15 protein-coding genes are annotated in these 12,765 nt (G+C 71.3%); 9 read left to right on the top strand and 6 right to left on the bottom strand.

Going from position 1 to position 12,765, the window contains the following annotated elements:
* Window positions 1-37: 37 nt before the first annotated feature.
* On the top strand, window positions 38-991 hold the full coding sequence (locus UQW22_RS02355; protein WP_407319244.1) for a LysR family transcriptional regulator: 954 nt from the start codon (window positions 38-40) through the stop codon (window positions 989-991).
* A 43-nt stretch (window positions 992-1,034) separates the two neighbouring features.
* Complete coding sequence (locus tag UQW22_RS02350) at window positions 1,035-1,949, top strand: CAP domain-containing protein (protein ID WP_407319243.1); 915 nt, start codon at window positions 1,035-1,037, stop codon at window positions 1,947-1,949.
* 162 nt (window positions 1,950-2,111) lie between these two features.
* Here UQW22_RS02350 and UQW22_RS02345 read toward each other — a convergent pair whose 3' ends face one another.
* Window positions 2,112-3,326: a TrkH family potassium uptake protein gene (locus UQW22_RS02345; protein WP_407319242.1), complete on the bottom strand. Its 1,215-nt coding sequence runs from the start codon at window positions 3,324-3,326 to the stop codon at window positions 2,112-2,114.
* Between the two features lie 173 nt (window positions 3,327-3,499).
* Here UQW22_RS02345 and UQW22_RS02340 point away from each other — a divergent pair, with 173 nt between their 5' ends.
* Complete coding sequence (locus UQW22_RS02340) at window positions 3,500-3,835, top strand: YnfA family protein (RefSeq protein WP_407319241.1); 336 nt, start codon at window positions 3,500-3,502, stop codon at window positions 3,833-3,835.
* A gap of 6 nt (window positions 3,836-3,841) precedes the next feature.
* On the opposite strand, the gene UQW22_RS02335 is transcribed toward UQW22_RS02340, so the two are convergent.
* On the bottom strand, window positions 3,842-4,213 hold the full coding sequence (locus UQW22_RS02335) for an SdpI family protein (RefSeq protein WP_407319240.1): 372 nt from the start codon (window positions 4,211-4,213) through the stop codon (window positions 3,842-3,844).
* A 157-nt stretch (window positions 4,214-4,370) separates the two neighbouring features.
* Between UQW22_RS02335 and UQW22_RS02330 the strand changes: the two genes are divergently transcribed.
* Window positions 4,371-4,676: a hypothetical protein gene (locus UQW22_RS02330; protein ID WP_407319239.1), complete on the top strand. Its 306-nt coding sequence runs from the start codon at window positions 4,371-4,373 to the stop codon at window positions 4,674-4,676.
* A gap of 73 nt (window positions 4,677-4,749) precedes the next feature.
* On the opposite strand, the gene UQW22_RS02325 is transcribed toward UQW22_RS02330, so the two are convergent.
* A complete protein-coding gene (locus tag UQW22_RS02325) occupies window positions 4,750-5,160 on the bottom strand; it encodes a RidA family protein (protein ID WP_407319238.1) in 411 nt (136 codons plus the stop codon).
* A 73-nt stretch (window positions 5,161-5,233) separates the two neighbouring features.
* Between UQW22_RS02325 and UQW22_RS02320 the strand changes: the two genes are divergently transcribed.
* The 4 genes from UQW22_RS02320 (at window position 5,234) to UQW22_RS02305 (ending at window position 9,328) form a co-directional block, all read left to right on the top strand.
* A complete protein-coding gene (locus UQW22_RS02320) occupies window positions 5,234-5,617 on the top strand; it encodes a winged helix-turn-helix transcriptional regulator (RefSeq protein ID WP_407319237.1) in 384 nt (127 codons plus the stop codon).
* 228 nt (window positions 5,618-5,845) lie between these two features.
* Window positions 5,846-6,895, top strand: a complete 1,050-nt coding sequence (locus tag UQW22_RS02315) for a tyrosine-type recombinase/integrase (protein ID WP_407319236.1) — start codon at window positions 5,846-5,848, stop codon at window positions 6,893-6,895.
* The gene (locus tag UQW22_RS02310; RefSeq protein WP_407319235.1) at window positions 6,892-8,838 is read left to right on the top strand and encodes a tyrosine-type recombinase/integrase; all 1,947 of its coding nucleotides are present in this window, start codon (window positions 6,892-6,894) and stop codon (window positions 8,836-8,838) included. The genes UQW22_RS02315 and UQW22_RS02310 overlap by 4 nt, the downstream gene beginning before the upstream one ends.
* Window positions 8,828-9,328 carry a DUF6262 family protein gene (locus tag UQW22_RS02305; protein WP_407319234.1) on the top strand — a complete coding sequence of 167 codons (501 nt, stop codon included), beginning with the start codon at window positions 8,828-8,830 and terminating at the stop codon, window positions 9,326-9,328. Before UQW22_RS02310 ends, UQW22_RS02305 begins: the two co-directional genes overlap by 11 nt.
* Here the strand turns inward: UQW22_RS02305 and UQW22_RS02300 are convergent.
* Window positions 9,289-10,656, bottom strand: coding sequence for a dihydrolipoyl dehydrogenase family protein (locus tag UQW22_RS02300; RefSeq protein WP_407319233.1), 1,368 nt, complete (start codon window positions 10,654-10,656; stop codon window positions 9,289-9,291). The two genes, UQW22_RS02305 and UQW22_RS02300, sit on opposite strands and share 40 nt — an antisense overlap.
* A 65-nt stretch (window positions 10,657-10,721) precedes the next feature.
* The gene (locus UQW22_RS02295) at window positions 10,722-11,027 is read right to left on the bottom strand and encodes a thioredoxin family protein (RefSeq protein ID WP_407319232.1); all 306 of its coding nucleotides are present in this window, start codon (window positions 11,025-11,027) and stop codon (window positions 10,722-10,724) included.
* A 55-nt stretch (window positions 11,028-11,082) separates the two neighbouring features.
* Here UQW22_RS02295 and UQW22_RS02290 point away from each other — a divergent pair, with 55 nt between their 5' ends.
* Entirely contained in the window at window positions 11,083-11,511 is a 429-nt protein-coding gene (locus UQW22_RS02290) for a heavy metal-responsive transcriptional regulator (protein ID WP_407319230.1), read from the top strand.
* Here UQW22_RS02290 and UQW22_RS02285 read toward each other — a convergent pair.
* Entirely contained in the window at window positions 11,468-12,754 is a 1,287-nt protein-coding gene (locus UQW22_RS02285; RefSeq protein WP_407319228.1) for an MFS transporter, read from the bottom strand. The genes UQW22_RS02290 and UQW22_RS02285 overlap by 44 nt on opposite strands.
* Window positions 12,755-12,765 lie beyond the last annotated feature (11 nt).

The raw sequence follows: 12,765 nt of genomic DNA, 5'->3' as shown, positions 1-12,765 counted from the left end.
CATCCCACCGGTGGTCTGGAAGAAGTATCTTCTCGGTATGGAGATCGACCTCCGGCACCTCCGGCTCGTGACCGTCGTCGCCGAGCAGGGAAGCGTCACGAAGGCTTCCGCCGCCCTCGGCATGGCGCAACCCGCGTTGTCCGCACAGCTCAACCGTATCGACCAGGCGCTCGGGGGTCCGGTCTTCGTCCGCGGTCGGCACGGCGCGCGCCCCACGCCGCTGGGCGAGCTCGTGCTGCGGCACGCGCGCGTGCTGCTGCCCGCGATGGACGCCTTCCACGGCGACGTGCGCCGTCACGTCCTCGCCCGGCCCGACGCCGCCACCGCGCTGCGGGTCGGGACAGTGTCGACCGTGCTGGGCGGCATCTTCCTCAACCGCCTGCGTGCCGACCTCGCCGGCGTGAACGTCACGTCCTTCACCTCGTGGTCCGCGGACGCGGCGGCGGTGCGCCTCGCCGACGGCACGCTCGACATCGCGCTGGTCGGTGCGTGCGGGGACGCGGTGCTGCCGACCGACGGCGGTGTCGAGTGGACCCGGTTGAGGACCGACCCGGTGTTCGTCCTGCTGCCGGAGGACCACCGGCTCGCGGCCGGCGACGAGGTGCCGCTCGCCGAGCTCGCCGAGGAGAACTGGCTCTCCGCCCCGGGCGACGGGTGCTTCGAACGGTGCTTCGTCTCCGCGTGCGCCCGCTCGGGCTTCACCCCGCGGGAGGTGAGCGAGACCGAGCGGGCGTCCGCCGTCGAGCAGGTCAAGGGCGGGCACGCCATCGCGCTGGTCCAGCCGCTCCTGCTCGACCTGCCCGGGGTCCGTGCGGTCGCGCTGGAGGGCGAGCCGCTGCGCTGGACGCAGTACGTCGGGTGGCGCGGCGACGCGGGTGAGCGCTTCGACGTCGCCGTCGTCCGGGCGGCCGCCGTCTACGCCCACGCCGAGGCCGTCCGCCGCACGCCGGCCTACGAGCGCTACGTGATCGCGCAGGGATCCGCCCGGTAGCCGGACCTTTCGTCCGGTACGTCGGGGACGCTACGGTGCCCGCGTGTCGAGTCGACGAGGAGGGGCCCTGCGCCAGCTCGGCGCGCTGCTGGCCACGTTCGGCGTGGGTCTGCTGCTCGTCGTCGTCCTGGCGGTCGTCGCCCCGGACGTGCTGCGGATCGGTGCCCGGGGCGCCGACGGCGTCTCCGCGGCCGCGTTGACCCATGCTTCCCAGGAGCTCGCGGAGGCCGCCGTGCGCGAGCTACCGACCGACGCTGCCGCCGACGGCGAGCGCAGCGCCGACGACGACGCCGATGCTGCCGATGACGGAGCGGATCCCGGCACCGACGACGCCGACGGCGAGCGCAGCGCCGACGACGCCGACGACGGGGCCGAGGCTGCCGATGACGGAGCGGATCCCGGCACCGACGACGCCGACGACGCCGACGACGCCGACGACGGGGCCGATGCTGCCGATGACGGAGCGGATCCCGGCACCGACGACGCCGACGACGGGGCCGAGGCTGCCGATGCTGCCGATGACGGAGCGGAGCCCGACGCCGACGACGCCGACGACGGGGCCGAGGCTGCCGATGCTGCCGACGCGGCGCCGTCGGAACGGGTCCTGGAGCTGGTGAACGCGGAGCGCGCGGCCGCGGGCTGCCCGGCCCTGCGTGCCGAGCCCGCGCTGGACGACCTGGCCGCGGCCCACGCCTCGGACATGGCCGCTCGCGGCTACTTGGACCACACGACGCCCGAGGGGCTCTCGCCGTGGGACCGTGCGGAGGCGGCAGGGGTCGAGGGGGTCGGCGCCGAGAACATCGCGCGGGGCCAGCCGGACGCCGCCGCGGTGGTCGCGGCGTGGATGGACAGCCCAGGGCACCGAGCCAACATCCTGAGCTGTGACCTCACCCGGCACGGACTGGGTGTCGCGCAGGCGTCGGGCGGCCCGTGGTGGACCCAGGTGTTCGGGCGGTGAGCCGGGTCGCGCGGCCATCGGCGCCGGGCCGGGTCAGCCGATGATGACGGCGGACTCGGGCCGCCGGTAGAGCTTGTGCCGGTGACGCAGGGCGAGGCCGGTCCCCAGGGTGATCGGGCCGAGGCGCCCGAGGAACATCAGTACCGCCAGGAGGACCTGGTGTCAGCCGTCGAGGTCGGCGGTGATGCCGGTGGACAGCCCGGTCGTGGTGAAGGCGGAGACCACCTCGAACAGGACCCGGTCGAGCGGCAGGACCGCCGCGGGGACCGACACCGTGATCGTGAGCGTGGTGACGACGACGGCGGCCACACCGACGAGCGCGACGGTCAGCGCCTGACGCTGGGTCGCGCGGGCGATCCGTCGGTCGAAGGCGGTGACGTCGGGGTCGCCGCGGAGCTCGGACCAGATGATGAACGCCAGGACGGCGAACGTCCCCACCTTGACCCCGCAGGCGGTACCCGCGCTGCCGCCGCCGACGAACATGAGCATGTCGGTGAAGAACCAGGTGCCGTGGTTCAGCTCGGAGGTGTCGATCGAGTTGAACCCGGCGGTGCGCGGCATGACCGACTGGGTGAAAGCGGCGAGCATCTTGCCGGGCACGCTCAGCGGGCCGAAGGTCTGCGGGTTCGCCCACTCGACCACGAGGAAGAAGACGGTGCCGACGGTGAGCAGGATCGCCGTCGTGCCGAGGGTCAGGCGGGTGTGGATGCTCCAGCGCGAGGGGTCGCGCAGCGCCGTGCGGGCCGCGTCGCCGCGTCGGGTGCGCGACAGGCGCCACAGCTCGAGCAGCACGGGGAACCCGAGGCCGCCGACGATGACGGCCGCGCAGATGGGCAGGCAGATCCAGGGGTCGCTGACAAACCGCATGAGCGAGTCGCCGTAGATCGAGAACCCGGCGTTGTTGAAGGCCGACAGCGAGTGGAAGATCCCCGACCACGCGGCGTGCCGGAAGGTCTCCCCGTAGCCGATCATGAGGCGCACCGTGAGGACCACGGCCAGGACGAGCTCCGCGACCACGGTGAACCGCAGCGCGCCCAGCATGACCTTCTTGACGTCCCTGAGCCCCACGGTGTGCGTGGACTCGGCGGCGACCATGCGGGTGCGCAGACCCAGGCGCCGGGAGAGCAGCAGCCCCAGCAGCGAGGCGACGGTCATGACGCCGAAGCCGCCGATCTGGATCAGGACGAGGATCACGCCCTGGCCGAACGGGGACCAGAACGTCTCCGTGTCGACGACGACCAGCCCCGTCACGCAGGCCGCGGACGTCGCGGTGAAGAGCGCCTCGACGAAGCTGGCACGCTGGCCGGTGGTCGAGACGGGCAGCAGGAGGAGCGCGGTACCGACGGCGATCGCCGAGAGGAAGCCGAGGGCCACCATCTGAGCGGGCCGGCGTCGGAGGCTGGCAGGAGAGAGGCCCTCGGTGCGGGGGTCCCGCCGGGAGTGGCAGGTGCACGAGAAGACAGTCTTGAACGCGTCCGGACAGGATGATGGGTGGGCTGCGACCACGACCGACGCCCTGCCCGCAACAGCACCGACGGAGGCTGCCTGAGATGACCACCGCCCGATCGATCGTCCTGTTCCTGGGCGCCGCGCTGTTCGAGATCGGGGGAGCCTGGCTCGTGTGGCAAGGGTTCCGCGAGCATCGTGGATGGTTGTGGATCGGTGCGGGGGTGATCGCGCTGGGACTCTACGGGTTCTTCGCGAGCCTGCAGCCAGATGCCCACTTCGGGCGCATCCTGGCGGCCTACGGGGGCGTGTTCGTGGCCGGGTCGCTGGTCTGGGGCATGATCGTCGACGGCTTCCGCCCCGACCGGTGGGACATCGCAGGCGCGCTCATCTGCCTCGTCGGGGTGGCCGTCATCATGTACGCCCCGCGGCCGGCGTAGGGAGCGTCAGCCCGTCGTCCTCCGCACCGTCTCGGCGGCCGCCCGGCCACCGACGCGCGCGCCGTGGAGCACGAGCCCGACCATCACGACGCAGCCCGTGAGCACTGCGACCGCCAGGACCACCGAGGAGACGGGAAGGAGCGCGAACAGCCCGCTCGCCGCCGCGGTCCAGCCGGCCAGCGTGGTCGGTCGCTCCGCACGGACGTGAGCCACCAGCCACGCTTCGTCACTCGCCATGGTGCTGGGAGTGCGGATGCCCGCCAGCTGGTTCCGCCGGAGCCTGCCCGACGCCGCGGCACGAGCCGTGCGAACGAGGAGGACCCCTGCGCCCAGCATGACGACGGCCAGCAGGATCCTCACGGGCAGCATCTCGTCCATCGTCGACGACCCTACCCGGGGCTCCCACGACGTCCCATGACGCCCTAGCGGTCCAGAGCAGTCGGCCGGTCTCGCAGGCTTCGAGACAGGACCTGCTGACGGAGGGGCAGGGGGCGATCGTGCCAGCCACGCACCCGCGCGCGTCCCGGACCTGCCGATGGCGCGCTGGCCGCGGCTGGACGGCACCTCTCCGGACGGGCCGGGTCCGGAGGTGCGGACGCAGTCCCAGCTCGCGCAGCTGGTGGCCCTGGGTCGGGCGCTCCTGGTCATCCCGGCCTCCGGCCGGGCGTGGCAGTGGCCGCAGCACGTCGCGATCCCCGTGACCGACGCGCCGCACGCGACGACCGTCCTCGCCTGGTCGCCGCACGCGCGCTCCCGCGCTCTCGACGTCCTGCGCGAGACCGCGGCCGGGTTGCCGCTGGCAGGGGACCTCGACGAACCTGGCGTGCCCGCGTCGGAGTAGCACGTCCAAGACGTCGGGAGCGTGCCCCACCACGGCGGCCGGCGCGTCGCCCGACCGCGCCGTGCGGACCACCTCAGTCGAGCAGTGCGGTCGCCTCGACCTCGACGAGCACGTCCGGCTCGAAGAGGTGGTCCACACCGACGAGGCTGGCTGGTGGCAGGGGGGTCGGGAGGCCGATCTCTTCGGCGACCCCTTCGATCCCCTCCATGAAGGCACCGATCTTCTCCGGGCTCCACCCGGTCACGTAGAACGTCAGGCGCAGCACGTCCGCGAACGAGGCGTCCGCGCCCGCCAGGCCGACGGCGGTGTTCCGCAGCGCCTGGGCGACCTGGCCGGCGAGATCGCCAGGGGCCACCGGGGTCCCGTCCGCCTGGCGGGCGACCTGCCCGCTGACATGGACGTGGGTGGTGCCCGTGCCGACGGCGACGTGGTGGTACGGGGTGGGCTGCAGCATGCCTTCGGGGGTGAAGTGCTGGACAGTCATGGTGGCTCCTTCGAGTAGGTTTCGATAAGGTACTTGGTCTTGAGCGGATACTTCAACGAAACCAGGTTTCACCATGGATACCGACCGAGCCCTGCGCATCGACGCCCCGCACCGTGAGCTCCTCGACCAGGTGCTCGACAAGTGGTCGCTCGCCGTGCTCGACGAGCTCTGCGAGCGCCCTTGCCGCTTCAACGAGCTGCGGCGAGCCATCCCCGCGGTCACGCAGAAGTCGCTGACCGGCACGCTCCGCCGGCTCGAGCGCAACGGTGTGGTCGCACGCGAGGTGGTCTCCACGCGCCCGGTGGCGGTCAGGTACGCGATCACGCCGCTCGGCAAGACTCTGCGACACCCTGTCGACGTGGTGCTGGAGTGGGCCTCGGAGTACATGCCGGCGATCGAGAGCGCGCGGAGCGCCTTCGACGTGCGGGAGGGGTCGACCCCTGACGCTCTCGCCTGACCGCCCTCCCGGCATGCACATCCAATAGAACACATGTTCCCCTTAGTTTTGAGGAGAGTGTCCGTGTTGTAGCCCACGTAACGAAATGCCCGATTCGCGGCGGCCTGGTCGGCCATTATCCGGAGTGTTGTCGACGCTCTGGAGGGCATGGTGGCGTGGTCGGTGCAGCGGGTGGTCCCGTCAACCGGTGATGAGTCGTGGACGGTCCTGGACCCGTCGTTCGACGTGGTGGAGCCGGTCGACCGGTTCCTGGCGCATCTGAGTGCGGTGGAGCGGTCGCCGGGGACGGTGCGGTCGTACGCGTTCGACCTGCGGGACTACTTTGCGTTCCTCGCCCAGGCCGACGTCGCGTGGGAGGGCGTGGTTTTGGAGGACTTGGGGCGGTTCGTTGCCTGGCTGCGCCTGTCGCCGGCCGAACGGCAGGGCCAGGTCACACGGCTGCCGCGGGCGGGTGGGTACTGCTCGGCGTCGACGATCAACCGGAAACTGGCCGCGGTCGGGTCGTTCTACCAGTTCCACCATCGCCACGGCGTCCAGAGCGACTTCTTGTGGTCGCTGGGCCGTGGCGGTCGCGGGGGCTCGTGGCGACCGCTGCTGGCGCACCTGGGCGATACGCCCACGCGACGCCGGGAGATCAAGTTGCGCGAACCGAAACGCACTCCCCGCGTGCTGACATCCCAGGAGGTGACGACGATCCTGGACGCGTGCGACCGGCTGCGGGACCGGCTGCTGTTCGCGCTGCTGGCCGGGACGGGGATGCGGATCGGTGAGGCGCTCGGACTGCGTCACGAGGACGTCGACGTCGCAGGGCGCGTGATCCACGTGCGACCGCGCCGCAACCTGAACAAGGCCCGCGCGAAGACTGGCGCGCGGGACATCCCGGTCACCCCCGCGCTGGTGCGACTGTTCGCGGACTACCTGTTCGACGAATACGGCGCCCTGGACTGCGACTACGTGTTCGTGAACCTGTGGGCGGGGCAGATCGGGGCACCGATGACGTATGCCGCGGTGACCGACCTCGTCGCCCGCCTCCGCCGCAGAACCGGGATCGCATTCACTCCCCACCAGTTCCGCCACACCTACGCGACCGAGCTGCTGAGCCGCGACGTGCCGTCCGAGGTGGTGCAGAAGCTGCTCGGGCACGCCTCGGTCGCCACCACGATCGATACCTACTCCCACCTGGAGGTGCGGCACGTGCGCGCCGCGCTGCAGGCCGCGGGCTGGCTCCCCGACGACACCCGCGAACGCGTCGACGAGATGCTGGAGGCGCACGCGTGAGCGCGCTCGAGAACGACGCCGCTCCCGACCGGTCGCACAGTTCCGAGGCGCGGATGCGGCTCGCGCTCTGGCCGCAGTTCGCGACGGACGTCATCGTGATCGACGACCCGGCGTGGGCGGGGAACCTGTTCGGCACGTGCGCGGTGGAGGGCTGCCTGCGCTTTCGCAAGGTGCGGGATCTGTGTATGACGCACCTGACGCGTTGGCGGGCCGCCGGGCAGCCCGCCATGGAGGCGTTCCTCGCCGACCCGGGACCCGCCAGCCGACCGGAGCGCATCATCCTCGCCGGCGTCGACGACCCGCTGCGCCTCGAGATCGCACTGGCCGTGCAGCTCGCGGCCACCACCACTGCCGGGGACCGCCCTCGGGTGATGCCGAGCAGTGCCCAGCGCATCATCGAATGGTCGGCCGCCCAGGGCGCAACGACGATCCGCGCCGACCAGCCAGGCAGCCCGCACGGCGCCAAGAGCTGGCCCAAGGTCGTCACTGGAACGCTCAGCGCGCTGCGGCACGTGCTGGAGGAGTTCTTCGACGACGCCCCCGATCCGCAGACAGAGTTCGAGCGCGACGTGTGGCGGTTGCCGGTGGTCGGGTTCACCACCGACGGCGTGGGCTCGGGCGGCCGGCTGCGGTTCGACGGGATCGCCCAGCCCTGGCTGCGGCTGCTGGCGAAGAAGTTCGCCCGCTGGCGGATCACGACGGGTGTCAGCTACTACACGTTGAACCGCGACCAGGCCGCCCTGCAACGACTCTCAGAGGCGTTCACCGCTCAAGCAGGACCGGATGCTGCCGTCGCCGATTTCACGCGTGAGACGATCGAGGTCTTCCTGACGAAGCTCGCCAGCCTGGACCTGAGCCCGCCGACCCGCAGCTACTACCTCAGCTCCGTGAGCGCGTTCCTGGACGCCGTGCGCCGCCACGGTTGGGAAACCGACCTCCCGACCACAGCGGGCATCTATCCGAACGACCACCCCAGACGCCCCGCCGCGCTACCACGCGCCCTGCCTGAGTACGTCATGGCGCAGATCGAAGCACCGGCCGCCCAGGAGCAGCTACCGCAACCGCACCGGCTGATGCTCCGGATCCTGATCGGCACCGGCCTGCGCCTGGCCGACGCCTACAAGCTCAAGATCGACTGCCTGACCCACGACCCGCAGGGCGCGCCCTACCTGCGCTACTACAACCACAAGATGGACCGCGAAGCCGTCGTCCCGATCGACGACGAACTCGCCGCCCAGATCGCCGAACAGCAACGCCTCGTGCTCGCCGAGACACTAGGCGCCGTCTACCTCGCCCCCGGCCACGGCGCGACCGACGGATCGAAGCACTGGTCGAACGCCGCAGTCACGGCCCGCCTGACGGCGTGGCAGGAACAGGTCGGCCTGCGCGACGAGTCAGGCCGACCGTTTCGCTTCACGGCCCACCAGCTGCGGCACACCTACGGCACCCGCCTGATCAACGCCGACGTCCCACAGGAGGTCGTGCGCCGGCTGTTGGATCACGAGTCGCCCGAGATGACCGCCCGCTACGCCCGTCTGCACGACACCACCATCCGCAGCCACTGGGAGAACGCCCGCAAGATCGACACCCACGGCCAGACGGTCGCCCTGGACGCCGGCAGCGCGCTCTCCGACGCAGCCTGGATGAAGGAGAATCTCGGCCGCGTCACCATGACGCTCCCGAACGGGTACTGCGGTCTGCCGCTGCAACAAACCTGCCCGCACGCGAACGCGTGCCTGACTTGCCCCGTCTTCGTCACCACCCCGGAATTCCTGGCTGAGCACCTCGCCCAGCTCCGCGCGACCAACCACCTCATTGCCGAAGCGGAGACCAAGGGGCAGACCCGGGTGGTCGAGATGAACCAGCAGGTCGCGACCAATCTGCGGAACATCATCACCGCCATCCAGACCACCGACGACGACAGGAACGCCGATGCGAGCTGATAACACCCGCCACCTCGTCGCCGCCGCCGAGCAACGAGCCGCCGACGCCCGAGCCCGCGCCGAATGGGCCCTCACTGACCTGCAACGTGCGGGTCGGCCGATCAGTGTCTCCGGCCTCGCCCGTGCCGCTGAGGTATCGCGTTCGTGGCTCTACACCCAACCCCGCCTGCTCGAACAGCTCGAGGACCAGAACACGAGCGCTCGAGCTGCTGCGCGGGTTACCGGCGTGCGCGCGTCGGACTCGTCGCTGCGCCGACGACTCGAACTCGCACATCAACGGGTCCGTCAGCTCACCGAGGAGAACGTGCGCCTGCGCGAGCAATTAGGGCGGGCGCACGGCCAGATCCGTGAGGCGCGGTATGTGGGCGGCGGACCGGAGCCCGAGCAGCATCCAGCAAGTAGCCCTGCCACGGGAGCTGTGTCGGGGCCAGCAGGAGGCCCTTCGTGCGATCAGAGCATCGAGCCGAGGTCGGACCCGACGGTTGGGTAGGTCGCCGTCATGGACCTGAGCTGTCGGGTCGTGAGGCCCAGCTTCATGGCCATGCCGAAGGTGTTGACGAGTTCGGCGTACTCGGGGCCGAGGAGGTGGGCTCCGACGATGTGGTCCGTGGCGCGGTCGACGAGGATCTTCACTGCGGCGGTGGTCTCGGCGAGGCGGTAATTGGAGTACCAGCCGCTGGTGTCGGTGTAGCGGACGTCGAGGTCGATGCCCTGATCGCGGGCCTCGTGCTCGAGCAGGCCGACGCGGGTGAGCTCGGGGATCGTGAACACGGCGGTCGGGATGCCGGTGTAGTCGGGGGCCGTGGTCGTGTCATGGAGCATGTTCGACGCCACGACCTTGCCCTCCGCGGCCGCGACCGGCGTCAGCGGCATGCCGGCGGAGTCGGCGGCGTCGCCGGCCGCGTAGATCGCCGGGTTGGTGGTGCTGCGCAGGTGGTCGGCGACGGTGACACCGCGCGTGGTCCACGCCGCTCCGGCGGCGTCCAGGTCCAGGCGGGCCAGGTCCGGCTGGCGGCCGGCGCCGTGCACGACGAGGTCGACGTCGAGGACTTCGGGGCGCCCGTCGTGCTCGACGTGGACCCGGTAGCCGGCGCCTGCCGGTTCGACTGCGGTGACGGCGGTGGATTGCCATGTTCGGATGCCGACGTCGTGGCTGCGTTCCAGCAGGAGGTCGACCAGGTCGGGGTCGAAGGACTTCAGCGGGCGGGGCCCGTGGTCGACGATGATCGGTGAGCTGCCCGTGCGGGCGGTGATGTGGGCGAACTCGAAGGAGATGAACCCGCCGCCGACGAACAGGATGCGCGCAGGCAGCGCGTCGAGGTCGAGGAACTGGGTGCTATCGACCAGGTGCTCGGCCCCGGGGAAGTCCAGCGGCCGAGGGTGGGCTCCAGTGGCGACGAGGAATCGGTCACCAGTGAGCACTTCGTTACCGACCGCGAGCTGGGTCGGCCCCTGGAAGCTGGCAGGGCCGTGCAGGGTGACGACCCCGCTGCGTTCCAGGCTGGTCTCGATCCGGTGCGGCATCGGGTCGGTGAAGCCCTGCTTGTGCTTCATCAGGTCGGCCCAGTTGATGGACAGCCCGTCGTCGTCGATTCCCTTGCCGCGCAGGAGCCGCGCGGCGTCGACGACCTCGGCGCCGCGCCGCAGGATCTTCTTCGGGTCGCACCCGCGCAGCGCACAGGTGCCGCCGTAGGGCAGGTCGTCCACGACGGCGACCCGCCACCCGTGCGCGGCGGTCTTCGTGGCCGCGGCGGCGCCGGCCGTGCCGGAGCCGACCACGATCAGGTCGTAGCGGCCCTCGAGGTTCTTTGCAGGCATGGCGTGCATTCCTTCCGTCGCCGGTCGTCCGGCAATCGTCATGCTTTTGGTGTGGTGCCGCCGGGCTAGCGAGACGCCGCGGCGAGAGCGTCGCGGAGCTGTCCGACGGTCGGTGAGCCGGCCGGCCCTTCGGGCGTCCGGTAGATCCGGCAGGCCAGCCCGGTGTCGGCACCTGGTTCGGCGAAGGGGTCCACGCCGTCGACCAGGATGCTCGGCGACCCGTGGAAGCCCAGCCGTACAGCCTCCTCCGGTGTCGTCACCCGACGGCGGGTCAGGTGGACGTCGTCACGACCGACGACGGCTTCGGCCAGGCGGTCGTCGGCGGTCTTCCAGCTCGGGCAGTCATCGAAGTAGAGCAGTGTGATCTCCATGCCTCGGACGCTAAACCTTGCACCGTGCTACAAGGTCAAGCGGTATCGTGACCGGATGCGGATCGGTGAGCTCGCCAGCACGACGGGCGTCAGTACCCAGGCGCTGCGCTTCTACGAGCGCAAGGGTCTCGTGCCCCCGCCTGCGCGCAGCTCGAACGGCTACCGGCACTACGCCGAGGGGGTCGTGGCGCGGGTGGAGTTCGTCCGGGCGGCGCAAGCCGTCGGCCTGACCCTGGAGCAGGTGCGCGGCATCCTCGAGCTGCGCGACCTGGGCACTACCCCGTGCACCCACGTCGTCGGCCTGATCGAGGACCAGCTGGCCGAGGTTCGCCGGCGCCAGGCCGAGCTCTCCGCGCTCGAGACCGAGCTGGAGCACCTGCGCGAGCGGGGCGCCCGGCTCGATCCCGCCGAGTGCACCGACGACGGAATCTGCGACATCGTCACGCACGGGCCGGCTCCGCACGGCGGTCCAGGACGATCATGAGGACGACGGCGGCCATGCCGCACAATGCGAACAGGACGGTCAGCACTCCCAGCCCGTCGAACCCGAGCCAGTGCGCAAAGACGCCCCCGAGGACGTTGCCGAGCAGGTACCCGATCCCGAGGACCACGGAGTAGACGCCCATGATCATGCCGCGGTCGGCCGCGAACCGGCCGGAGATATCGGCCAGGTGGATGAGGGCCGCGGGGGTGAAGCCCGCCTCCAGGAAGAGGCCGACGGCCACGATGGGTACCGCCGCGGGCAGCGGCAGGCCGTGGTTGGCGAGCATCAGCCCGGCCGCGGCGACGATCGCGCCGCCGATCGTCACCAGCAGGGTGGGCTTCGTCGGCAGCTGGCCGGCGAAGAACGCCCAGGCCACGACGAACAGACTGAAGAGCAGGACGTAACCGCCGAGGACGGCGGACAGCCACGCCTCCTGCCCGGCCAGGGCGCCGGTGAACCGCTGCCCGGGGATCTGCCGGTCACCGGCCAACACGAACGTGATCTGCGCGGTGACCCAGGTGCCGAGGATCGCGTTCACGGCGATCCACGCAGGCAGGAACGCCAGCAAGCGGCGGTTCGCGAACACCGCCAGGCGACCGCGGACCGTCCGCCGGCGGTGCACCGCGCGCGGCGGCGCGCCGTCGTGGACGAACCCTGCGATCAGCAGTGCGGCCGCGGCGTAGACGGCGGCCAGCACGGCGAATCCCCACAGACCGGCGACGGCGTACAACAGGGGCCCGACGGCGGCGCCCACCGCGATGCCCCCGGACGACGACAGCTCGTACAGGCTGGCCAGGCGCCCACGACGCAGCCGGTCGCCGTCGGTGGCGTCTGCCACCAGCCCCAGGGTGGCCGGGGTGGCCATCGCGCCGCCGGCGCCCTCGATCAGCCGCGCCGTCGCGACGACCACCACCACGAGGATCAGCGGTGGTGCGGCGTCCCGGATCGACGCTCCCGGCGTGATCAGGATGCCGGCCGCCGCCAGGAGCGGCGCGACGATCAGGAAGACCCGTCGCCCCCGCCGGTCGCTGGCGGCCCCGGCGACGGGTGCGACGACCAGCTCGGCCAGATAGGTGAGGCCGGACAGCGCGCCGAGCAGCACGGATCCCACCGCGACACCGTTGCGGCCGAGCTCGACGAAGTAGCTGCCGACGAGCAGGGCGCCCGTGGCCGAGCCGATCCGCAGCAGCAGCTGCGCGGTGATCAGCGCGCCGAGGCCGCGGGGCCGTCCGGCGGCCGGCACGACCCTTCGAC

Source organism: Isoptericola halotolerans, assembly GCF_045689585.1.
GTDB classification, from domain to species: domain Bacteria; phylum Actinomycetota; class Actinomycetes; order Actinomycetales; family Cellulomonadaceae; genus Isoptericola; species Isoptericola halotolerans_B.
The sequence above is the reverse complement of the archived record's forward strand: the minus strand, read 5'-3'. Positions and strand labels throughout refer to the sequence as shown.